We start from the raw sequence: 21690 nt of genomic DNA, 5'->3' as shown, positions 1-21690 counted from the left end.
ACCGCCCCCTCACGTCGGCCGCGCCGGGAACACGCGGACCTCCCCATCCTGGCGGAAAACCCGGCGTGACGGGGCCTCGGCTATCGTGAACGGACGGTGCCTGCCCGGGCATCCCCGCACGCCACCCGGAGTCCACATCACATGACACCGCGCATCCTCGTCGTCGACGACGACCAGGCCCTCGCCGAGATGATCGGCATCGTCCTCCGCGCCGAGGGCTACGAGCCCGAGTTCAGCGGCGACGGCAACGACGCCGTCGAGGCCTTCCACGCGACGAAGCCCGACCTGGTGCTCCTCGACGTCATGCTCCCGGGCATCGACGGCATCGAGGTGTGCCGCCGGATCCGCGCCGAGAGCGGCACGCCGATCATCATGCTCACCGCGAAGGGCGACACGTCCGACGTCGTCGCCGGCCTCGAGAACGGCGCCGACGACTACGTGGTCAAGCCCTTCAACCCGAAGGAGCTCGTCGCCCGCATCCGCACGCGCCTGCGGCCGACCGCCTCCGACGCGACGGTCCTGCACGTCGGTGACCTGGTCGTCGACGTCCCCGGTCACGAGGTCCGCCGCGGTGACGCCGTGATCGCGCTGACCCCGCTCGAGTTCGACCTGCTGCGGGCCCTCGCCGAGAAGCCGAACCAGGTCTTCACGCGCGAGATGCTGCTCGAGCAGGTGTGGGGCTACCACTACAAGGCCGACACCCGACTGGTGAACGTGCACGTGCAGCGGCTCCGCGCGAAGATCGAGCACGACCCCGACGCACCGCGCATCGTGACCACCGTCCGCGGCGTCGGCTACCGCGCCGGGGGAGCCTGAGCACCGTGCCGAGCTCGTCCGGGCAGCCGTCCCTGTCGCGGGCGCGTCGGCGGCTCCGCGCCTGGGCCAGACGGGGCTGGCGGGGCATCGCGTTCTTCTGGCGGCGCTCGCTGATGTTCCGGTCGGTGGCGATCACCGTCACCACCACCGGACTCGCCGTCGCGATCATCGGCACCGCGGTGATGCTGAGCATCTCGAGCAACGTGTACTCGCAGCGCCGCGACCAGATCGAGGCCGAGTCCGCCCGGGCCACGAACGTGGCGCAGGGCATCTTCGACGCGGCCACGGCGGCCGAGGACAACAACCAGTCCGAGCTCGAGACGCTGCAGAACGAGGCGCAGCGGGCGATCCTGTCGAACACGACGAGCCCCGGCGGCACGAGCATCGCGATCGAGCGCTCGCCCGGGGCGTCGGGCCCGCAGACGCTGCAGAACCTCGCCAGCCAGTACTTCCCGGACGCCGTCATCACGGACGAGCTCCGGAAGGAGGTGGCGAAGAACACCGGCAAGCTCAGCCTGCAGGCCGTGCGCCTCGACGACGCCGGTCGCCGGCAGCCGGGGCTCGCCGTCGGGTCGACGCTGCAGATCCCGAGTGCCGGGCAGTACGAGCTCTACCTGGTGTACGACCTCTCCGACGCCCAGCAGACCCTCGACTTCGTGTCGCAGACGCTCTCGATTGGCGGTGTCGCGCTCATCGTGCTCATCGCCCTCGTCACGTCGCTCGTGGTCCGGCTCGTCGTCGTGCCGATCCGCGGCGCAGCGGAGACGAGCCGGAAGATCGCCTCGGGACGGCTCGACGAGCGGATCCCGGTGAAGGGGCAGGACGACGTCGCCACCCTCGCGCGGAGCTTCAACGGGATGGCGGACGCCGTCAGCCGGCAGATCACCCAGCTCGCCGAGCTGTCCCGGGTGCAGCAGCGCTTCGTCTCCGACGTCTCCCACGAGCTGCGCACGCCGCTCACCACGATCCGCCTGGCGGGCGACGTGCTCTACGACGCCCGGCACGCGTTCGAACCCGCGGTGGGGCGCTCGGCCGAGCTCCTCCACGACCAGATCGACCGCTTCGAGCTGCTCCTGTCCGACCTCCTCGAGATCTCCCGCTACGACGCGCAGGCCGTCGAGCTCGAGACCGAGCCCGTCGTGCCGGCGTCGCTCACCGCCGACATCGTCGACGAGTTCCGTCCGCTCGCCGAGCGCGCCGGCGTCGAGCTCGTCCTCGCGACCCCCGGCGGACACACCACGATGCAGCTCGACGGACGGCGCATCCGGCGCATCCTGCGCAACCTCGTCGGCAACGCCGTCGAGCACGGGGACGGCAAGCCCGTGCACGTGGTCGTCGACAGCGACGCCAGGACCGTCGCGATCGCCGTGCGGGACCACGGCGTCGGGATGCCGGCTGAGGACACCGCCCGCGTGTTCGACCGGTTCTGGCGCGCCGACCCGAGCCGCAAGCGCACCATCGGCGGCACGGGCCTCGGCCTGGCGATCAGCCTCGGCGACGCCAACCTCCACGGTGGGCGCATCGACGTCTGGTCCCGACCGGGGGAAGGCTCGGCGTTCGTGCTCACCGTCCCGCGCCGCGGGCAGGAGGCCACGGCGACGTCGGCCATCCCGCTGCCCGAGCTCGACGAGCACTACGACGGCCCGAGCGGAGGAGACACCCGATGACCAGGACCACCGCGACCCCGCCAGCCGGCCGGGGCACCCGGGGCGCCGGCGGCTCGCGCCGACGCTCGCCCCGCCGGCTGCTCGCCGTCGCGCTCGCCGCGCTCACCCTCGTCGCGCTCACCGCCTGCGCCGCCATCCCCACCGGCGGTCCGGTGCGGAGCGGTCAGGACCTCAAGGACGACACCGTGTCCGGGGTCGACTACCGCCCGAGCGGACCGGAGAAGGGCTCCGCCCAGGACACCATCCTGCAGCAGTTCATCGAGGCCGCGACCGGGGCCCAGGACAACTACGCCATCGCCCGCGAGTTCCTCAGCGCCTCCTTCGCCCAGAAGTGGAACCCGCGCCAGAGCGTCACCGTCCGCCAGGGCGCCGGGGACGTCGACCGCACCGGCACCCGCGAGCTCACGTACACGCTCACGGCGAGCGCGACCGTCGACAGCGACGGCGAGTACACCCAGGCCGTCCGCCCGACCTCGTCCACGCTGACCTTCCAGTTCGTGAAGGAGGACGGCGAGTGGCGCATCAGCTACGCGCCGGACGGCATCATCCTGACGCCGGTCAGCTTCGAGCAGGTGTTCCAGGCGCACGCCCTCTACTTCTACGACCCCACCTACCGCTTCCTGGTGCCGGACGAGCGCTGGTTCCTGGCCCGCTCCTCCACGAGCACCCGGATCGCGAGCGCCCTGCTCGCCGGTCCGGCCGACTGGCTCAAGGGTGCCGTGGTGTCCTCGTTCCCCGAGGGCACGCAGCTCTCGCTGAACGCCGTCACGGTGGACAACGGCAGCGCCCAGGTGGACCTGTCGAGCGACGCGCTCCGGGCGACCACCGTCGACAAGGTGCGGATGCGGGAGCAGCTGGCCCGCTCGCTGTCGACGGTCGCGACCATCTCCTCGATCACGATGACCATCGAGGGCGCCACCTTCTCCGTGCCGGACTCCAGCGGCACGAGCGCCGTCGTCGACCCCGACGTCGACCCGCGCCCGCTCGTCGTCGACGACGACACCGTCGGCTTCGCGACCCCGGGCAGCGGGGACGTCTCCACGCTCGGCAACGGGCTCGGGAGCGCTCTCAGCCGCCTCGACCCGACGTCGCTGTCGCTGACCGCCTCGGGGTCGGACGCCGCGTTCGGCAACGTCGACGGCGTGTGGACGGTGAAGAACGGCAAGCGGCCGCTGCGCATCGTCGCCGGTGACGGGTTCGTCGACCCGTCCGTGGACGACGCGGGCTTCGTGTGGGTGGGGACCGCGAAGGACACCAGGAAGATCACGGCCTACGGCTTCGCCGGTGACTCGCACGCCGTCGCGTCGACCCTGCCGGACGGGGACCTGGTCTCCTTCCAGGTGTCCCGCGACTCCACCAGGGCACTCGCCCTCGTCGACACCGGAGCCGGGTCCGCGCTCTACGTGATGGCGATCATCCGCGACTCGGACCGCTCACCGACGGCGCTCGGAGCACCCGTGCGCCTGCAGGCCGCAGCCGGCGAGGCACTCGGCGCCACGTGGGTGAGCGACCTCGACGTCGCATCGCTCGGGCAGACGTCGAGTGGACCGAGCGTCGTCCGTGCCACCATCGGCGGGCAGTCGGTCGCCCTGCAGCGACCGGAGGACGAGGCGACGCAGATCGTCGGCGGCAGCGCGCACTCGCTGCTCCTGCTGATGCGGGACGGGCAGGTCGTGCAGTCCACCGGCGGCGGGTGGGACCGGACCGGGATCAGCGCGTCGGTGCTCGGCGTCCAGCGCTGACGGGGCGCGGCAGGCGGTCCCACGACGGCCGGGCCAGCTGTCCCTCCACGGCCGGTCCGGCCGTCCCTCCACAGCCGGTCAGGCCGTCCCTCCTCAGCCGGTCCGGCCGGGAGGCCCTCCACCGGTCCGCCCCCCGGCCCCCGCCCGGCGTCCTCCCGCCGCCAGGATCGCCCCATGACCACGGCTCCACACCCCTGGCGCGACGCACTCGTCGCCGTCCTCGCCCTGTTCCTGCCCGTCGCCTGTCTCGGCTGCGGCGCGTCCGACCGCGCCCTCTGCCGGTCCTGCCGTGCCACCCTCGACGGCCGCCCGCACCGGGTCCGGCTCGTCGGCGGGGTGCGCCTCGACGCCGCCTTCGAGTACGAGGGCCTCGTCCGCACCCTGCTCCTCGAGCTCAAGCTGCGCGGCCGTGTCGACGTCGCCGGCCCCCTCGGCCGCCGGACCGCCGCGCTGGTGCGTCGTGCGCTCGCCGAGGCACCGCCGGGCACGCTCGTCCTCCGCGTCCCGCCGTCCCCGCGGGGCCGGCGCCGACGCGGCTTCGACCCGGTGGTGCTCCTGCTCGCACGGGGCGGTGTGCGGGGGACCGGGCAGCTGCACCGTGCCCGGGTACCCGGCCGTCGGCTGCTCGGTGGCAGCCGGCACGGTGGCGGCGTGCACTGTGGCAGCCGGCACTGTGGCAGCCGGCACGGTGACAGCCTGCACGCTGTCGGCCTGCGCGGTGGCGGCCTGCGCGCCGGGGCCGGCCAGAAGCAGCGGACGGCGCTGGAACGGGTGGCCGCCACGGTCGGGACCCTCCGTGCCGTGCGGGTCGAGGGCCGCACCGTCGTCCTCGTCGACGACGTCGTCACCACCGGGGTGACGATGGCCGAGGCGGTCCGTGCCGTGCGCGCAGCCGGTGGCCGGGTGGTGCGGTGCGTCGCGACGGCGAGCGTGGAGGCATGACGCCGACCTCGGGTGAACGCCCGGTGTCCTCTGTGCATCCGGTGGGTGTCCGCTCCGACGCGCCCACACCCGGTGACACGGGTCCGTCGGCGGGTCTAGCGTCCCTGGCAAGGCGTCGGAGTTCGCCGGAAGCAGGTGACGCGCCGACTCAGCGATGGGAGCCGCCATGGACGTGACGATCACAGGCCGGAACGTCGGGGTCACCGACCGATTCCGTACCTACGTCGAGCAGAAGTCCGACAAGATCGACGTGCTCGCCGATCGCGCACTCGCCTTCGAGGTGCGGATCAGCCGACACAACGAGAAGAGCGGCGGCGGTCAGGGCGAGGACCGCGTCGAACTGACGCTCATCGGCCCGGGGCCCCTCGTGCGGGCCGAGTCCGCCGCGTCGGACAAGTACGCCGCGTTCGACCTCGCGTTCGCCCGGATCATGGAGCGCCTCCGCCGGGCGCGCGACCGCCGCAAGGTGCACCGCGGTCGCCACCGTCCGACCTCCGTCGCCGAAGCGGCCGGGTCCGCGTTCGACGGCATGGACGTCGTGCCCGCCGACGGCAAGCTCATCGAGGACGTCGCCACGGGGGCGATCCCGGTGATGACCGAGGAGCCCCACGACGACGAGGACGAGGTCTACTCGCCCGTCGTCATCCGCGAGAAGGTCTTCACCGCGGAGCCGATGACCGTGGACGACGCGCTCTACTTCATGGAGCTCGTCGGACACGACTTCTACCTGTTCGTCGACGCGGAGACCCGCCGTCCGAGCGTCGTCTACCGACGCAAGGGCTGGGACTACGGCGTCATCGGGCTCGACGGCACCGACGCCGTCCGCACCGACGCAGCCGCCGACGAGACGACGCAGACGGAGCCCGCGGCCGCGCTCGCCTGAGCGTCCGAGGGACCACCCCGGTGTGCGCGGCCCGTTCGGGGGCCGCGCACACCTGTGTTCCGTCGGCGTTCCTCACAGCACAGGGCTCGGGCGGGTTGCTAGCATGACTGGCTGTTCGGACGCGCCGACCGCGCGCGACGAACCGTAAGGAGTTCACGTGGCAAACGTGCTGGAGAAGGTCCTCCGCGTCGGTGAAGGACGCACCCTCCGACGACTGAAGGCGTACGCCTCCGCGATCAACGACCTCGAGGACGACTTCGCGAGCCTCAGCGACGAGGAGCTCCAGGACGAGACCAAGGAGCTCCGCGAGCGGTACGCCAACGGCGAGACCCTCGACGACCTGCTGCCGGAGGCCTTCGCCGCTGTGCGCGAGGCCTCGAAGCGCACCCTCGGCATGCGGCACTTCGACGTGCAGCTCATGGGTGGCGCGGCGCTCCACCTCGGCAACATCGCCGAGATGAAGACCGGTGAGGGCAAGACCCTCGTCGCGACGACCGCGGCGTACCTCAACGCGATCCCGTCGCGCGGCGTCCACGTCATCACCGTGAACGACTTCCTGGCGTCGTACCAGTCCGAGCTCATGGGCCGCGTGTTCCGTGCCCTCGGCATGACGACCGGGTGCATCGTGGCGAACCAGTCGCCGGCCGAGCGCCGCGAGCAGTACGCCGCCGACATCACCTACGGCACGAACAACGAGTTCGGCTTCGACTACCTGCGCGACAACATGGCCTGGCAGGCCGTCGACATGGTGCAGCGCGGCCACTTCTTCGCCATCGTGGACGAGGTCGACTCGATCCTCATCGACGAGGCCCGCACGCCGCTCATCATCTCGGGCCCGTCCTCCGGTGAGGCCAACCGCTGGTTCACCGAGTTCGCCTCGATCGCCAAGCGCCTCACCGCGGGCGAGGACTTCGAGGTCGACGAGAAGAAGCGCACCGTCGGTGTGCTCGAGCCCGGCATCGAGAAGGTCGAGGACTACCTCGGCATCGACAACCTCTACGAGTCGGCGAACACCCCGCTGATCTCCTTCCTGAACAACGCCATCAAGGCGGACTCCCTGTTCAAGCGCGACAAGGACTACGTCGTGATGAACGGCGAGGTGCTCATCGTCGACGAGCACACCGGCCGCATCCTGATGGGCCGTCGCTACAACGAGGGCATCCACCAGGCGATCGAGGCCAAGGAGGGCGTCGAGGTCAAGGCCGAGAACCAGACCCTCGCCACCGTCACGCTGCAGAACTACTTCCGCCTGTACCAGAAGCTCTCCGGCATGACCGGCACCGCGGAGACCGAAGCGGCCGAGTTCATGTCGACGTACAAGCTCGGCGTCGTCGCCATCCCGACGAACAAGCCGATGCAGCGCATCGACCAGACCGACCTCGTCTACAAGAACGAGAAGGCCAAGTTCGAGCAGGTCGCCAACGACATCGAGGAGCGCCACGAGAAGGGCCAGCCCGTCCTCGTCGGCACCACGAGCGTCGAGAAGTCCGAGTACCTCTCCAAGCTCCTCGCGAAGAAGGGCGTCAAGCACGAGGTCCTCAACGCGAAGAACCACGCACGAGAAGCCGCCATCGTCGCCCAGGCCGGACGCTACGGTGCCGTGACGGTCGCCACGAACATGGCCGGCCGCGGCACCGACATCATGCTCGGTGGCAACTCGGAGTTCCTCGCGGTGCAGGAGATGCACACGAAGGGCCTCTCGCCCACCGAGACCCCCGACGAGTACGAGTCCGCCTGGGACGAGGTCTTCGCGAAGACGAAGGCGATCGTCGAGGAAGAGGGCGACAAGGTCCGCGCGGTCGGCGGCCTGTACGTCCTCGGCACCGAGCGCCACGAGTCCCGCCGCATCGACAACCAGCTGCGTGGTCGTTCCGGCCGTCAGGGTGACCCGGGCGAGAGCCGCTTCTACCTGTCGCTGACCGACGACCTCATGCGCCTGTTCAACTCCGGTGCCGCCGAGAGCCTGATGGGCCGCTCGAACGTCCCGGACGACCTCGCCATCGAGAACAAGCTCGTCGGCCGTGCGATCCGGTCCGCCCAGTCGCAGGTCGAGGGCCGCAACGCCGAGATCCGCAAGAACGTCCTCAAGTACGACGACGTCCTCAACCGGCAGCGCGAGGCGATCTACAGCGACCGCCGCCACATCCTCGAGGGCGACGACCTCCACGAGCGCACGCAGAACTTCCTGAAGAACGTCGTCGACGACGTCATCGACACCCACACCGGCGAGGGCTCCCCGGACGACTGGGACCTCGACGCCATGTGGACCGAGCTCGGCACGCTCTTCCCGATCTCGATCACGATCGACGAGATCATCACCGAGGCCGGCTCGAAGGGCAAGGCGACGCGGGAGTTCCTCGGTCGCGAGATCCTCTCCGACGCTCAGCTCGCCTACGCCAAGCGCGAGGAGACCCTCGGCGAAGAGGCGATGCGCGAGCTCGAGCGTCGCGTCGTCCTCTCGGTGGTCGACCGCCGCTGGCGTGACCACCTCTACGAGATGGACTACCTCAAGGACGGCATCGGCCTCCGCGCCATGGCACAGCGCGACCCGCTGGTCGAGTACCAGCGCGAGGGCTACGCCCTGTTCCAGACGATGATGGGGCAGATCCGCGAGGAGTCGGTCGGCTTCCTGTTCAACCTCGAGGTGCAGGTCCAGTCGGACGGCGAGAACGCGGTCATCGAGGCCAAGGGCCTCGACGAGGAAGAGGTCGCCGGCCTCGAGTTCTCCGCTCCGTCGATCGACGGCGAGGTCGAGGTCCGCGACGAGCGCGGTCGCCTCGAGCAGGCCGCCACCGCGCTGGCGCAGCAGGCCCAGGCGGAAGAAGAGGCCGAGATCGCGCCCGAGAAGGGTTCAGCCTTCGGCTCGGCCGCCACGGCGACCGGTCAGGCGACGGCCACCAACCGCGCCGACCGTCGTCAGGCTGCCAAGAAGGGCTAGACCCGACCACGCCACCAGACGGGAGGCCCGGTGCCAGCTGGCACCGGGCCTCCCGTCTGTGGCGTGGTCCGTCGAGGAGCGACTGCGCCGGTCAGAGCATCCCGATGGCGGTGGCGCGCCACCGCCCGGCACGCTCCTCGAGCCGGATCGCGACCGCTCGGGCGCGGCTCCGGGTGTGGACCACCACGCTCGCCTCGGCCACGCCGTCCCGCGGGCGGCTCACCACGACGGTCCCGACGCGGATCGACGGCCGTCGATTCCGGTGCGGGGAGGCGGACCGTGCCCTGGCGGCGTACGCGGCTCGCTGGTGGAGGTGCCGCTGCACGTCGTCCGTGATCCACCGGGCGATGCTCTCGACGTCCCGAGCGCCGGTGAGGATCTCGGCGACGCAGAGTGCCAGCGCCTGCGCGGTCGCTGCCGGGTCGGGGAGGGGCGGCGGCCCCGGGGTCGACTCGTCGGCCCGGTCCGGCCCGTCGTCTCCGACCGGTCGTGGCACGAGCGCCGTCGTCGCAGCGTGCTCGTGCCCGAGGGCGTCGAGCCGCAGCGCCGTCGCCTCCTGCCCGACCGCAGTGGCTCCCGCCTCCGTGCTCTGGTGCGGATCGTCGTCGACCCGCTGTGCTTCCCGCGCCACCCCGGCCCCTTTCGTTGGTGGGCAGAGCGTATGGGGAATGCGAAATGCGAAATGACGACGCGCCTGACCTGTGGAGAGCGGCGATCTGTCCACAACGTGCCCGGACCTAGACTGGTCGGGTGTCGACCCTCAGTGATCTCGTCCTCGCACAAGGCCGGTCCTCCGAAGCGGACGTGGAGTGGCTCCACCTGCTCGTGGGGGACTGGCAGCTCCTCTCGGACCTGTCGTTCGCCGACATGGTGCTCTGGGTGCCGACGGCCGAGGACGGCTCCTTCGTGGCCGTCGCCCACGCCCGTCCGTCGTCCGCCGCGACGCTGTTCTACCGCGACATCGTCGGGCAGGAGATCCGCGAGGAGTGGCGCGAGCAGGTCACCGAGAGCTTCGCGTCCGCCCGTGTCGTCGACTCCGCCGAGCCGGACTGGTACGAGGACACCCCGACCCGTGTCCGGGCCATCCCCGTGCTCCGTCGCCTCAGCGCGAAGAGCAAGCAGACGACCGACCGGCCGATCGCCGTGGTCACGCGCCACTCCAACCAGGACGAGATGCGCACGCCGAGCCGCCAGGAGCTCAACTTCACCGCGAGCGCGAACGACCTGTTCGGCATGATCGCGACGGGCGACTTCCCGGACCTCGGTGCTCCGGCCGGCCCGCGTCGTGGCGCACCCCGTGCGAGCGACGGCCTGCTCCGCCTCGACACGAACGGCATCGTCACGTTCGCCAGCCCGAACGGCCTGAGCGCCTTCAACCGGATGGGCTTCGAGGGCGAACTCGAGCGGAAGTCCCTGGCCGAGGTCACCACTGAACTCCTCGGCGCCCAGCTCGACGTCGACGAGTCGCTGCCGCTCGTCGTCACCGGCCGTGCTCCCTGGCGCGCGGACATCGAGTCGAACGGCGTCGCGGTCACCCTGCGGTCGATCCCGCTGCGTGACCACGGTGAGCGGATCGGTGCGGTCGTGCTCTGCCGCGACGTCACCGAGATGCGGCACCAGGAGCGCGAGCTGATCACCAAGGACGCGACGATCCGCGAGATCCACCACCGCGTGAAGAACAACCTGCAGACGGTGGCCTCGCTCCTGCGCATCCAGGCGCGGCGCACGCACTCGGAAGAGGCCAAGACGTCCCTGCAGAACGCGATGCGGCGCGTGGCGGCGATCGCCGTCGTGCACGACACCCTGTCGACCGGCCTCAGCCAGAACGTCGACTTCGACGAGGTCTTCGACTCCGTGCTCAAGCTCGTGACCGAGGTCGCGGCGTCCCACAACACGACCGTGCACCCGAAGAAGACCGGGGAGTTCGGCGTCCTGCCCTCCGAGGCCGCCACGCCGCTCGCGCTCGGGCTGACGGAGCTCGTGACGAACGCGGTGGAGCACGGACTCGACGGCCGCGACGGCGAGGTCGAGATCGTCGCCCACCGCTCGGACGACCACCTCGAGATCCAGGTCCGCGACAACGGCGTGGGGCTGCCCGAGGGCAAGGTCGGCTCAGGTCTCGGCACGCAGATCGTCCGCACGCTCATCCAGGGCGAGCTCGGCGGCACGATCGACTGGCACACGCTCACCGGCAGCGGCACCGAGGTCACGATCTCGATCCCGTTCCGCTGGGAGACCGCGGCCGCGTAGCCCCGCGCGCGTGCGCGTCCGAGCCGTGCCGAGCCGAGCGTGCGCCTGGCCAGGGCGGGTCCGGGCATCGCGAAACACCGGTGTTCAGCTACCACGCCGCGACTTCCCGCGGCGTGACTGGAGAACGCCGGTGTTTTGCGAGCCCAGCCGCCGCCCCGCGCACGACGACGCCCGCCGCACCCCGAGGGGCACGACGGGCGTCGGTGTCAGTGCTGCGGCGTCAGGAGGCGCGGCGAGCCCGAGCGGCGCGGCGCTTGAGCGCGCGACGCTCGTCCTCGCTGAGGCCACCCCAGACACCGGAGTCCTGGTTGTTCTCGAGTGCGTACTGCAGGCACATCTCCGTCACCGTGCAACGAGCGCACACCGACTTGGCCTTCTCGATCTGGTCCACCGCGGGCCCGGTGTTCCCGACGGGGAAGAAGAGCTCGGGGTCTGCGGTGAGGCAAGCTGCCTTGTCACGCCAATCCATGTGGTGGTGCTCCTTGATGTCAGTGCTCGAACGGCAGGCCGGGGCCGTGGTTCGGGGCTGGAGGACTCTGCACATGCACATGTGACGAGCGGGAAGATCCTGTGGGGAGGAAACCGCGCGGGGAGAGCCTGACGCCCGCAGAACGCTCGGGGGAGGAGCGTCGAACCACGGGAGACGCACACCACATCGTGCCGTCCAAACGACCTCGAACATCGTTCCATACTGATATGACCAAATCAAGGGTTGCAATGCTGGAGGATCTCTGTGTCTGACCCCACCTCGACCGTCCCCGACGCTCCCGAGCCGCGGTCGCGGGCGATGTACGGCCTGCTCATCGTCCTCGCGCTCGAGTTCCTCGCCGTCGCGGTCGTGACGGTCGTCCTGCTCGTCGAGCTCCTCGTCGCCCCGGCCACGAGCGTGGCGTCCGGCATCGCCCTCGTGGTGCTGGCGGCGATCGCGGCGCTGTGGCTCGGGTCGCTGCTCGTCGGTCTCTGGCGCAGCCGGCCGTGGGTGCGCAGCGGCATCGTCGTGTGGCAGGTCCTGCAGGGAGCGCTCGCGATCGGCGCGTTCCAGGGCGTGTTCCGGGTCCCGGCGGTCGGGTGGGCACTGCTCCTGCCGGCGCTCGTCGCCATCACGCTGGTGCTGTCGAAGTCGGTGACGACCACGTTGGCCCGCCGGGTCGAGTAGCGCCCAGCGACGCCACCACCGTCACCGCCGGCGACACCACCGGCGACGCACTGGAGGCCCGGTGCCGGTCCCAGGGACCGGCACCGGGCCTCCAGCGCGTCGCAGACTCAGACCAGGCCGAGCTTCTTCCGGAGGCTCGCCACGTGACCGGTCGCCTTCACGTTGTAGAGGGGGAGCTGCACGGTGCCGTCCTCGTCGACGACGATCGTCGACCGGATCGTGCCGGTGACGACCTTGCCGTAGGTGTTCTTCTCGCCCCAGGCCGCGTACGCCTTGTGCACCGCGAGGTCCGGGTCGCTCAGCAGCGGGAAGGTCAGGGCCTGCTCGTCCTTGAAGGTCGCGAGGGCGGGGAGGTCGTCCTTCGACACGCCGAGGACCTCGTACCCGGCGGCCTGCAACGAGGACATGTTGTCGCGGAAGTCGCAGGCCTCGGTGGTGCAGCCCGGGGTGGACGCCGCGGGGTAGAAGTACACGATGACCTTGCGTCCGCGCAGGGACCCGAGGGTGTGCTCGGTGCCGTCCTGGTCCTGCAGGGTGAAGTCCGGGGCGGTGTCGCCGGCGACGAGACGGTCGGTCATGGTGCTCCTGTTCGGTCGGGACCCGGAGGTGTTCTCGGGCGCCCGAATCCCATGCTATTGTTGATTCCCGTTGCGGGACACACACCGGAACGGCACTCGCAAGCAGAGTGCATGCACCTCTAGCTCAATTGGCAGAGCAACTGACTCTTAATCAGTGGGTTCTCGGTTCAAGTCCGAGGGGGTGCACACGACTGAGACCCTCGCTCCGGCGGGGGTCTTCGTGTATCCGGAGGGGGTCGGGACGCATGGACACGCACGAACCGAAGGGCGGCGCGCTCGACGCCGCCGAACTCGCACGTCGGCTCAACCTGCTGCTCGACTTCGAGGAGTCGCAGCGCGGCGCGCCGGTGCCGTTCTCTGCGATCGAGGAGTGGGTCGACGCCCACGGCGGATCGCTCTCCCGTGCGAAGTGGACCTACATGATCTCGGGCGACGGTCGTCGCAACCGGGACACCGCGCTGCTGCAGCTCCTCGCCGGCTTCTTCGAGGTCGACGAGCGCTTCCTGCTCGAGGACAGCCAGATCCCGGAGCGGATCGGCGCGCAGCTCGCCCTCGTCCGGTCGCTCCGCTCGGCCCGGGTCAGCGGGTTCGCCGCCCGCACGTTCCCCGGCGAGCTCTCACCCGACGCCCTCCGCCGGATCGCCGCGGTGATCGAGGAGGAGTCGCAGCGCGGGATCCTGCCGTGACCGCTGACCGGGTGGACGCCTTCTGGGACCGCGGACGCGACGAGCGCTGGGCGGACGTGGACGACGCCGTCCGCGTGGCCTCGGAGATCGTCGGCAAGCCGATCGTCGTGCGGGAAGAGGCCTTCCTGGCGAACGAGCCCGTCTGCGGCTTCGTCGCGACGCTCGAGCACCAGCACCTCATCATGATCTCGCCGTCCCCCTCGCGCACCTTCCGCGCGTTCGTGATCGGGCACGAGCTCGGCCACGTGCTGCACGCCCACCACGACGCCGCGGCGCAGTCGGCGTACATCCGGGACGTCATCCCGGACCTGCCCGAGTACAAGGTCGAGCGGGCCATGGCGCGCGGCTTGTTCGAGAACGCCTTCGAACGGGAGGCCGAGCACTTCGCCGACCGCCTCGCGCAGCTCATCCGCGACCACCGCAGCCGGCCGAGCGCCTTCCGCGGCGTCTTCGGCTGAGCGGACACCCGCGATGATCCTCGCCGTCGCCCAGGCCGTCCTGCTCGTCGCGGGTGCGGTCGTCCTGTTCGTCCTGCAGCGCGGGCAGGACCGCACGTTGGCCGTGACGTTCCTGCTGTTCTCCGCCACGATCGTCACGAACGTCGACCCGCTCTACCGCTGGCTCGACCCCCTGGTCGGCGGCCGGAACGTCGTGACCGTGGTCGGCGACTGCCTGATGATCGCCGGCACGAGCACGCTGCTCTGGGGCGTCGCGAAGGCCGTCGGTGCTGACAGTCGGTGGTTGCGGACCGCGATCATCGTGTCCTGCGCCGTCGTCGGGGTCGTGATCGTCACCGCGTTCGTCGTGCTCGACAAGCCCCCGACGACGACGACCTTCATGCTCGTCGCCGGGGCCGAGCCGGCAGCGGCGGTCTACTCGATCGCGCAGACGGTCTACCTCGGGGTGGCCCTCGCCGCCACCGGGTGGATCTGCGTGCTGCACGTCCGCGAGGCCCGCACGCGCACGGACCTCGTCGGGCTCTGGGTCCTCGTGCTCGGCGGTGTGGCCGGGGTCGTGCGGATGGTGGTCGTCATCGTGATGGACCTCGCACACGTGTTCGGGGACGTCGCCCTGACCCGGCGGCTCTCGCTGCCGTACGACATCGCCACCCCGGGCGCGGTCCTCTGCGTCGCGTCGGGCATGCTCCTGCTCGTCATCGGGCACCGCACCGCCCGTGCCCGGCGTGCCCGCGCCGTGGAGACCGCGATCGCGACCCTCACGCCGCTGCACGCCCGCATGGGCAGCGACAACGAGTACCCGGCCACCGCCGACCCCGCCACGCGGCTCAGCCGGCTGATCGTCGAGATCAACGACGGCGTCCGCAGCTCACGGTCCTCGCTCGACGACCACGAGCGCACCGCCCTCGCCCGGGCCGAGGCCGCGCTCGACGCCTCCTGACCCGTCCGGAGCGGGCACGGGTCGACGTGGGACGCCACGGAGTGTATGTTCGTAGCCATTGCTACACTTCGTGTGGTGATCGCCGGTGGGACTCGGCCGCGTTGGGGGCGGCCGAGCACCCCGGACCGGAGCGACGCAGGCCCGAGCACCTCGGACGCCGTCGGTAGACTCCCGAGGTGCTCGTCTTCGCCGCAGTCGTCCTGTTCATCGGTGCCCTGTTCAACCTGGTCGCCTGGCCCCGCTTCTTCCAGCGGGTCGCGAAGGACACCCGCGCGCGTGACGCAGCCGGCCGCCCGACGACCTTCTACCGGGTGCACCTGGTCCTGCTGCTGATCGCCCTGGCGATCACCGCCGCCTCGATCGTCGCCGGGATCCTGCTGCTCGTCTGAGGCCCGTCCCGCGCGGTCGCCGGAGCGCCCACCCGGCCGACCACCGGACGGGAGGCGCGGGACCGGCCCGCGCCGAGCCTCCAGACCGTGGGCGGTCACCACCACCGCTTCAGGCCCGCTTCAGCGCGGCCCGAGGACAATGGCGGCCATGCGTGTCCTGGTGGTCGATGACGAGGTCCGACTCGCCGACGGTGTGCGCCGCGGGCTCGAAGCCGAGGGCTGGGCGGTCGACGTCGCCCACGACGGCATCGACGGCCTGTGGCACGCGCGCGAGTTCCACTACGACGCCGTCGTGCTCGACCTGATGATGCCGGGCCTGAGCGGCTGGGCAGTCTGCGGGCAGCTGCGGGCCGAGGGCAACTGGACGCCGGTGCTCATGCTCACGGCGAAGGACGGCGAGTGGGACCAGGTCGAGGCGCTCGACGCCGGCGCCGACGACTACGTGACGAAGCCGTTCTCGCACCCGGTGCTCGTCGCCCGTCTCCGCGCCCTGGTGCGCCGTGGTGCGCGGGAGCGGCCCGCCGTCCTGACCGTGGGGGACCTGCGCGTCGACCCGGCAGCGCGGACGGCTGCCCGCGGTGACACGCCCCTCGACCTGACGAGCCGCGAGTTCGCGGTGCTGGAGTTCCTCGTCCGCCGGGCCGGGCAGGTCTGCTCGAAGCGCGAGGTGATCGAGAACGTGTGGGACGTCGACTTCGACGGTGACCCGAACATCGTGGAGGTCTACGTCGGACACCTCCGTCGCAAGGTCGACCGGCCGTTCGGACGCGCCACGATCGAGACGGTGCGGGGTGCCGGCTACCGGCTGGCGGACGACGGTGCCTGAGCGGGGGCGGGTCCACCGCCCGCAGAGCCTCCGGGCGCGGACGACCCTCGCCGCGGTGCTCGTGGTGCTGGGGGCCCTGGTCATCGGGTCCGTGGCGTTCGTCACCGTGCTGCGGCTCGTGCTCGTCGACGGCGTGCGTGCCGGTGCCGAGAGCGGTCTCGAGCAGGCCGCCGCGCGGGTCGAGGCCGACGGCGCCTCGGCGGTGGACGGCTACGACGAGGTCCTCGTGCAGGTCGTCGGTGACGGCGGCCGCGTCCTCGCACACGGTGACGATGCCGACCCGCCGGCGCTCCCGACGGCGGACGAGTCGCGGGTCACGCTCGACGGGGAGCGGTGGCTGCTCGTCGCCGACGACGTCGACCTGCCCGGCGGGTCCGAGGCGACCATCGTCTACGGTGCGTCGCTCGACGCCGCCGACACGGCGACGACCGCGGTGGTGACCCTGCTCGCGATCGGTGTCCCGCTCCTCGTGACGCTGATGGGCATCGGGACGTGGATCGTCGTCGGCCGGTCGCTCCGGCCCGTCGAGCGGATCCGCCGCGAGGTCGCCACGGTCCGCGCGGCGTCGCACGGCGTGCGGGTCGCGGTGCCGGAGACCGGGGACGAGGTCGCCCGGCTGGCGGACACCATGAACGACATGCTCGACCGGCTCGAGCGGGCCGCGGTGGCGCAGCGGCGGTTCGTCGCCGACGCGTCGCACGAGCTGCGGTCGCCGATCGCGTCGGTGCGGCAGCACGCCTCCGTCGCCAGGGCCCATCCCGACCGGATCGACGTCGACGAGCTGACCGAGGTCGTCCTCGCGGAGAACGACCGCCTCGCCGGCCTCGTCGACGGGCTGCTCGAGCTCTCCCGGCTCGACGAGCGCGGGATCGGGGAGCGGCGTGCGGTGGACCTCGACGACCTGGCGCTGGCCGAGGTGTCGCGGACCCGGGGCGCTGGCGTCTGCACCGTCGACGGCTCGGGGATCAGTGCCGCCCGGGTGCTCGGCGACGACCGGGTGCTCAGCCGGGTCGTCCGGAACCTCGTGGACAACGCCTGCCGGCACGCGCGCGAGCGGATCGCCGTCGCCGTGCGCGAGGTCGGGGGAGCGGCGGAGCTGACCGTCGACGACGACGGCAGCGGCGTGCCCGAGTCCGAGCGCGAGCGGGTGTTCGACCGCTTCGTCCGCCTCGACGAGTCCCGCAGCCGCGACGCCGGCGGGTCGGGCCTCGGGCTGGCCATCGTGCGTGACGCGGTGCGGGCGCACGGCGGGTCCGTCGAGGTCGTGACGTCGCCGCTCGGGGGCGCGCGGTTCGTGGTGCGACTGCCGCTCGGCGGCTGACCGGGGTGACACGGCTGTCCCTGCGACTGACCGGGCGGCTGTCCAGACGGCTTCAGGCCTGCTTCAGCACCTGACCCCGAGGGTGGTGCCCATGGACATCACCGACATGACCCGCACCCGCCGCATCGCCCTCTCCGCCTCCGTGCTCCTCGCCGGGGCCCTCGTCGTGACCGGCTGCGCGAGCGACGACCGCGACGACGACGACACCGCTGCCGGCACCGGTACCGCGCAGTCCTCGGGCGCGGTCGCCGGCTCGACCAGCGGCGCCGCCACCTCGGCCGCCGCGTCGAACGACGCCCTGGTGTCCGCCGCTGCGACCGCCCGTGACGCCGTCGACTCCGGCGCCCCCACCGTCGTCGGCGTCGAGCAGGAGCGCGGCGGCACCACCTGGCAGGTCCTCGTCGTGACGTCGGACGGCCAGGAGCACGAGGTGCACACGAACGCCGCCGGGTCCGCCGTCGAGGGCACCCCGACCGTGGACGACTCCGACGCCGACGACGTGCGGGAGAACGAGCGCTTCGTGGCCGCTGCGGAGCTCGACGTCGCCGACGCCGCCGGGAAGCTCCAGGACGTCGTCGCCGGGACGGTCACCGAGCTCGGGCTCGACGACCACCTCGGGAAGGTCGTCTGGGAGGGCGACGTGCGCGACGACGCCGGCACGAAGCACAGCATCCGCATCGACGCCGGTTCCGGTGCGACGGTGACGAACACGGTCGACACGGACGACTGACCGGTCCGACCCCGACGCGCGGACCACGGCCGCCGACCTGCTGGTCGGCGGCCGTGGTGCGTCAGGACTCGGTCGGAGCCGGTTCGCCGAGGACCCGCTGCAGCGCCAGGGCCGCGACGCCCCGGTCGGAGGTGTCGAGCAGGACTCGGTAGGTGTCCTCGGGGGTCACGAACTCCACGCAGACGGCGTCGAAGTCGCACGGCTCGATGCGCCAACCCTGGACGTGCTCCATCGGCACCGCCGTCAGACCGTCGCGCTCGTAGCTCGTCTCGGCGTGCACCCGGTCGGGGAACACGCGGACACGGCCGAAGGTGCCACGCCACGAGAGCTGGAGGTCGAGCGTCGGGGAAGCAGAGAGGTCCGGCACCCGCTGATCGTAGCGGCGGGTGCCGGACCTCTCGGTGTCACGAGGATGCTCGTCGCGTTGCGCGGACAAGCATCAGGAGTGGGAGTCGTCCCCGTCCGTGTCGGTGTCGCCGCGGCGGACCTGGTTCGCCGGGTCGCGGCCGGTGATCGGGTAGGGGCCGGTGACGCCCTCGCGGAGCGAGGCGATGCGGAGGATCCGGTCGCGCTGCAGGAACCACCCGACGACGAGCAGCGGGATGATGATCACGAGCGAGGCGATGGTGAGGGTGCCGACCGGCCAGTCGATCGCCATCAGCACGAGCACCGACACCAGGAACGCCAGGGTCAGCCACGAGGTGACGGGTGCACCGGGCAGCTTGAACGACGGTTCCTTCGCCAGGCCCTGCTTCGCCCACTGCCGCAGCTTCATCTGGCAGAGGATGATCGTGCCCCACGCGGTGATGATCCCGAGGCTGGCGACGTTCAGGGCGATCTCGAACGCCTGGCTCGGGACGAAGTAGTTCAGGGCCACACCGGCGACCGTGAACGCGGCCGTCAGCAGGATGCCCGCGAACGGCACGCCGCCCTTGGTCATCTTCGTCGTCCACTTCGGCGCCGACCCGTTCATGCCCATCGAGTGCAGGGCGCGTCCGGTCGAGTACAGCCCGGCGTTGAGCGAGGACAGCGCGGCGGTCAGGACGACGAAGTTCATGATCGAGCCGACGACCACCCCGACCTGCGGGTTGCCGAGCGACGAGAAGAACGTCACGAACGGGCTCTGGCCCTCCTTGTACGACGTGTACGGGAGCAGGAGCGAGAGGAGCACGACCGAGCCGACGTAGAACACGGCGATGCGGAGGACGACGGAGTTGATGGCGCGGGGGATGACCTTCTCGGTGTCCTGGGTCTCGCCGGACGCGGTGCCGACGAGCTCGATCGCGGCGTACGCGAAGACGACGCCCTGCACCACCAGCACGGCGGGCAGCAGGCCGTTCGGGATCAGACCGCCGTTGTCCTGCCAGATCGAGAACCCGGTGCGGACCGCCTCGCCGCCGGTCTCGACCGGGAACGCGAAGATCAGCCAGACCAGTGCCACGACGAGGAACGCCACCAGGGCGACGACCTTGATGATGGCGAACCAGAACTCCAGCTCACCGAAGACCTTGACCGCCACCATGTTCGCCGCCAGGACGACGATCAGCGCGATGAGCGCCAGCAACCACTGCGGTGCCGCGGTGAAGGCCCGCCAGTACTGCAGGTACAGGGCGACGGCGGTGGTGTCGACGATCGAGGTCATCGCCCAGTTGAGGAAGTACATCCAGCCGGCGGCGTAGGCGAACTTCTCGCCGTAGAACTCGCGGGCGTAGGAGATGAACGACCCGGAGGACGGGCGGTGCAGGACGAGCTCGCCGAGGGCCCGGAGGATGAAGAACGCGAACACGCCGGCGATCAGGTACACCACGGCCAGGGCGGGCCCGGCGGTGTGCAGCCGTCCACCGGCACCCAGGAAGAGCCCGGTGCCGATCGCCCCGCCGATCGCGATCATCTGGAGCTGCCTGGGCTTCAGCCCGTGCTGGTAGCCCTCCTGCTCGTGCGAGAAGTCGTTGGCGGGCGCACGGTCCACCCCGGTGTCGTTCTGCGCTGTCATGCCGACACGCTACAGGCGGATCGGGCCGATGCATCACATCCACCTCCGAACGGGCTGGGTCCTGTCCACCAGCCTGCCGACATCGCACACGACCCCATCCCGGGGCTGTCCGTCGGCTGGACGGCGCGCGAGCGGCGTTGCCACGATGGTCGGATGGACATCCTCATCCGCCTCTTGGTCGCGGTCGGGTCCGCCCTCCTCGTGACCGCCGTCGTCGCGCTCGTCCTGCACCTGGTCTTCCGGGCACTCGGCCGTCGTGAGCGCTGGGCCGCCTCGCTGTCCCGACGCTCCCGCCACGCCACCAGGACGATGCTGCTCGTCGCCCTGCTCTGGGTGGCGTTCGCCTCCACGATCCCCGACACCGACCGGTACCCCTGGCGCGACGCCGTCTCCCACGTCTTCCTCGTCGCCACCATCGGCGTCGGCACGTGGCTCGCGTGTGTGCTCGCGGTGTTCCTCGAGAGCCTCGGGCTGCACAAGTACCGCGTCGACGTCCCGGACAACCGGGTCGCCCGTCGGATCCGCACGCAGGTGCTCATCCTCCGCCGGCTCACCGTCGCGGTGCTCGTGATCATCGGCGTCGGCGCGATCCTCCTGACGTTCCCCGGGGTCGAGGCCGCCGGCGCGAGCGTCCTCGCCTCGGCCGGGCTCATCTCGGTGATCGCCGGCCTCGCCGCGCAGTCGACGCTCGGCAACGTCTTCGCTGGCATGCAGCTGGCGTTCTCCGGGTCGATCCGCGTGGACGACGTCGTCGTGGTCGAGCAGCAGTGGGGCCGCATCGAGGAGATCACCCTGACGTACGTCGTCGTCCACCTCTGGGACGACCGCCGCTTCGTGCTGCCGTCGACGTACTTCACGTCGACGCCGTTCGAGAACTGGACCCGCACGAGCAGCGAGCTCCTCGGCGCCGTCGAGTTCGACCTGGACTGGCGGGTCAGCCCGGCGGAGATGCGCACGGAGCTCGACCGCATCCTCGAGACCTCGACGATCTGGGACCGCCGCACCAAGGTGCTCCAGGTCACGGACGCGGTCGGCGGGATGGTGCGCGTGCGCATCCTGGTGACCGCACCGGACGCCGGTGGCCTGTTCGACCTGCGCTGCTACGTCCGCGAGGAGATGGTCGACTGGCTGCAGCGCACCCACCCGGACGCGCTCCCGGTCCAGCGCGTGCAGCTCGCCGAGCCTGCCGCCCCCGCCCGGCGGCGCAGCCGGTCGTCGGAGGGCGACGCGTCGCTCTTCGGCGAGGGGGACGAGCGCGCGGCGCTCTTCACCGGCCCGATCCAGACATCGGACATCCGGGCGTCGGACGTCCCACCGGAGCGGTAGCGGCGACCCCGGACGCGACAGGAGGCCCGGTGCCAGCTGGCACCGGGCC

Annotated in this window: 21 protein-coding genes and 1 tRNA gene; 17 read left to right on the top strand and 5 right to left on the bottom strand. The window is 71.3% G+C overall.

All coding sequences use genetic code 11. The features are described from left to right. Positions 1-141: 141 nt before the first annotated feature. The 6 genes from mtrA (at position 142) to secA (ending at position 8988) form a co-directional block, all read left to right on the top strand. A complete protein-coding gene (gene mtrA / locus ITJ68_RS13750) occupies positions 142-816 on the top strand; it encodes an MtrAB system response regulator MtrA (protein ID WP_071271417.1) in 675 nt (224 codons plus the stop codon). Positions 817-821: 5 nt separating this feature from the next. Next, entirely contained in the window at positions 822-2483 is a 1662-nt protein-coding gene (gene mtrB, locus ITJ68_RS13745) for an MtrAB system histidine kinase MtrB (RefSeq protein ID WP_323743324.1), read from the top strand. Then, positions 2480-4225, top strand: a complete 1746-nt coding sequence (locus tag ITJ68_RS13740) for a GerMN domain-containing protein (protein WP_194661939.1) — start codon at positions 2480-2482, stop codon at positions 4223-4225. The genes mtrB and ITJ68_RS13740 overlap by 4 nt, the downstream gene beginning before the upstream one ends. 174 nt (positions 4226-4399) lie before the next feature. Next, positions 4400-5167 carry a ComF family protein gene (locus ITJ68_RS13735; protein WP_194661938.1) on the top strand — a complete coding sequence of 256 codons (768 nt, stop codon included), beginning with the start codon at positions 4400-4402 and terminating at the stop codon, positions 5165-5167. 166 nt (positions 5168-5333) lie between these two features. Further along, positions 5334-6050, top strand: a complete 717-nt coding sequence (gene hpf / locus ITJ68_RS13730; RefSeq protein WP_194661936.1) for a ribosome hibernation-promoting factor, HPF/YfiA family — start codon at positions 5334-5336, stop codon at positions 6048-6050. A gap of 157 nt (positions 6051-6207) precedes the next feature. Continuing rightward, the gene (secA, locus tag ITJ68_RS13725; RefSeq protein WP_194661934.1) at positions 6208-8988 is read left to right on the top strand and encodes a preprotein translocase subunit SecA; all 2781 of its coding nucleotides are present in this window, start codon (positions 6208-6210) and stop codon (positions 8986-8988) included. 91 nt (positions 8989-9079) lie between these two features. On the opposite strand, the gene ITJ68_RS13720 is transcribed toward secA, so the two are convergent. Then, positions 9080-9619, bottom strand: a complete 540-nt coding sequence (locus ITJ68_RS13720; RefSeq protein ID WP_194661922.1) for an Rv3235 family protein — start codon at positions 9617-9619, stop codon at positions 9080-9082. A gap of 119 nt (positions 9620-9738) precedes the next feature. Between ITJ68_RS13720 and ITJ68_RS13715 the strand changes: the two genes are divergently transcribed. Beyond that, the gene (locus tag ITJ68_RS13715) at positions 9739-11238 is read left to right on the top strand and encodes a sensor histidine kinase (protein ID WP_194661920.1); all 1500 of its coding nucleotides are present in this window, start codon (positions 9739-9741) and stop codon (positions 11236-11238) included. A 220-nt stretch (positions 11239-11458) separates the two neighbouring features. On the opposite strand, the gene ITJ68_RS13710 is transcribed toward ITJ68_RS13715, so the two are convergent. Beyond that, positions 11459-11707 carry a WhiB family transcriptional regulator gene (locus tag ITJ68_RS13710; protein WP_017888820.1) on the bottom strand — a complete coding sequence of 83 codons (249 nt, stop codon included), beginning with the start codon at positions 11705-11707 and terminating at the stop codon, positions 11459-11461. Positions 11708-11971: 264 nt separating this feature from the next. Here ITJ68_RS13710 and ITJ68_RS13705 point away from each other — a divergent pair, with 264 nt between their 5' ends. Then, positions 11972-12394 (top strand): hypothetical protein, encoded by a 423-nt coding sequence (locus ITJ68_RS13705; RefSeq protein ID WP_194661918.1) that lies wholly within the window; start codon positions 11972-11974, stop codon positions 12392-12394. Positions 12395-12501: 107 nt separating this feature from the next. Here ITJ68_RS13705 and bcp read toward each other — a convergent pair whose 3' ends face one another. Beyond that, positions 12502-12972: a thioredoxin-dependent thiol peroxidase gene (gene bcp, locus ITJ68_RS13700; RefSeq protein WP_194661916.1), complete on the bottom strand. Its 471-nt coding sequence runs from the start codon at positions 12970-12972 to the stop codon at positions 12502-12504. A gap of 113 nt (positions 12973-13085) precedes the next feature. On the opposite strand from bcp, the gene ITJ68_RS13695 reads away from it, so the two are divergent. The 8 genes from ITJ68_RS13695 to ITJ68_RS13660 all read left to right on the top strand — a co-directional run bounded on the left by ITJ68_RS13695 (position 13086) and on the right by ITJ68_RS13660 (position 18322). Beyond that, a tRNA-Lys gene (locus tag ITJ68_RS13695) sits at positions 13086-13158 on the top strand. A gap of 59 nt (positions 13159-13217) precedes the next feature. Then, on the top strand, positions 13218-13658 hold the full coding sequence (locus ITJ68_RS13690) for a hypothetical protein (RefSeq protein WP_194661914.1): 441 nt from the start codon (positions 13218-13220) through the stop codon (positions 13656-13658). After that, positions 13655-14116: an ImmA/IrrE family metallo-endopeptidase gene (locus tag ITJ68_RS13685; RefSeq protein ID WP_194661913.1), complete on the top strand. Its 462-nt coding sequence runs from the start codon at positions 13655-13657 to the stop codon at positions 14114-14116. The genes ITJ68_RS13690 and ITJ68_RS13685 overlap by 4 nt, the downstream gene beginning before the upstream one ends. A 13-nt stretch (positions 14117-14129) precedes the next feature. Beyond that, a complete protein-coding gene (locus ITJ68_RS13680) occupies positions 14130-15056 on the top strand; it encodes a hypothetical protein (protein ID WP_194661908.1) in 927 nt (308 codons plus the stop codon). 176 nt (positions 15057-15232) lie between these two features. Continuing rightward, positions 15233-15445 (top strand): SCO4848 family membrane protein, encoded by a 213-nt coding sequence (locus ITJ68_RS13675; RefSeq protein WP_071271390.1) that lies wholly within the window; start codon positions 15233-15235, stop codon positions 15443-15445. 148 nt (positions 15446-15593) lie between these two features. Further along, positions 15594-16271 (top strand): response regulator transcription factor, encoded by a 678-nt coding sequence (locus ITJ68_RS13670; RefSeq protein WP_194661906.1) that lies wholly within the window; start codon positions 15594-15596, stop codon positions 16269-16271. After that, positions 16264-17592 (top strand): sensor histidine kinase, encoded by a 1329-nt coding sequence (locus ITJ68_RS13665; RefSeq protein ID WP_194661904.1) that lies wholly within the window; start codon positions 16264-16266, stop codon positions 17590-17592. Before ITJ68_RS13670 ends, ITJ68_RS13665 begins: the two co-directional genes overlap by 8 nt. Before the next feature lie 91 nt (positions 17593-17683). Then, positions 17684-18322: a PepSY domain-containing protein gene (locus ITJ68_RS13660; RefSeq protein ID WP_194661902.1), complete on the top strand. Its 639-nt coding sequence runs from the start codon at positions 17684-17686 to the stop codon at positions 18320-18322. A 61-nt stretch (positions 18323-18383) separates the two neighbouring features. Here the strand turns inward: ITJ68_RS13660 and ITJ68_RS13655 are convergent, their stop codons facing one another. Both ITJ68_RS13655 and ITJ68_RS13650 read right to left on the bottom strand, forming a co-directional pair. After that, entirely contained in the window at positions 18384-18689 is a 306-nt protein-coding gene (locus tag ITJ68_RS13655; RefSeq protein WP_194661899.1) for a hypothetical protein, read from the bottom strand. A 72-nt stretch (positions 18690-18761) separates the two neighbouring features. Further along, the gene (locus ITJ68_RS13650; protein ID WP_194661897.1) at positions 18762-20315 is read right to left on the bottom strand and encodes an amino acid permease; all 1554 of its coding nucleotides are present in this window, start codon (positions 20313-20315) and stop codon (positions 18762-18764) included. A 153-nt stretch (positions 20316-20468) separates the two neighbouring features. Between ITJ68_RS13650 and ITJ68_RS13645 the strand changes: the two genes are divergently transcribed. Continuing rightward, entirely contained in the window at positions 20469-21641 is a 1173-nt protein-coding gene (locus ITJ68_RS13645) for a mechanosensitive ion channel family protein (protein ID WP_194661894.1), read from the top strand. The last annotated feature ends 49 nt before the right edge of the window (positions 21642-21690 follow it).

Source organism: Curtobacterium sp. VKM Ac-1395 (assembly GCF_015350975.1).
Lineage (GTDB): Bacteria > Actinomycetota > Actinomycetes > Actinomycetales > Microbacteriaceae > Curtobacterium.
The sequence above is the reverse complement of the archived record's forward strand: the minus strand, read 5'-3'. Positions and strand labels throughout refer to the sequence as shown.

Coding starts and splice junctions, on each gene's coding strand:
- bcp (WP_194661916.1), bottom strand. CDS start 12,972: ATGACCGACCGTCTCGTCGCCGGCGACACCGCCCCGGACTTCACCCTG.
- ITJ68_RS13650 (WP_194661897.1), bottom strand. CDS start 20,315: ATGACAGCGCAGAACGACACCGGGGTGGACCGTGCGCCCGCCAACGAC.
- ITJ68_RS13670 (WP_194661906.1), top strand. CDS start 15,594: ATGCGTGTCCTGGTGGTCGATGACGAGGTCCGACTCGCCGACGGTGTG.
- hpf (WP_194661936.1), top strand. CDS start 5,334: ATGGACGTGACGATCACAGGCCGGAACGTCGGGGTCACCGACCGATTC.
- ITJ68_RS13690 (WP_194661914.1), top strand. CDS start 13,218: ATGGACACGCACGAACCGAAGGGCGGCGCGCTCGACGCCGCCGAACTC.
- mtrA (WP_071271417.1), top strand. CDS start 142: ATGACACCGCGCATCCTCGTCGTCGACGACGACCAGGCCCTCGCCGAG.
- ITJ68_RS13740 (WP_194661939.1), top strand. CDS start 2,480: ATGACCAGGACCACCGCGACCCCGCCAGCCGGCCGGGGCACCCGGGGC.
- ITJ68_RS13660 (WP_194661902.1), top strand. CDS start 17,684: ATGGACATCACCGACATGACCCGCACCCGCCGCATCGCCCTCTCCGCC.
- ITJ68_RS13680 (WP_194661908.1), top strand. CDS start 14,130: ATGATCCTCGCCGTCGCCCAGGCCGTCCTGCTCGTCGCGGGTGCGGTC.
- ITJ68_RS13710 (WP_017888820.1), bottom strand. CDS start 11,707: ATGGATTGGCGTGACAAGGCAGCTTGCCTCACCGCAGACCCCGAGCTC.
- ITJ68_RS13735 (WP_194661938.1), top strand. CDS start 4,400: ATGACCACGGCTCCACACCCCTGGCGCGACGCACTCGTCGCCGTCCTC.
- ITJ68_RS13645 (WP_194661894.1), top strand. CDS start 20,469: ATGGACATCCTCATCCGCCTCTTGGTCGCGGTCGGGTCCGCCCTCCTC.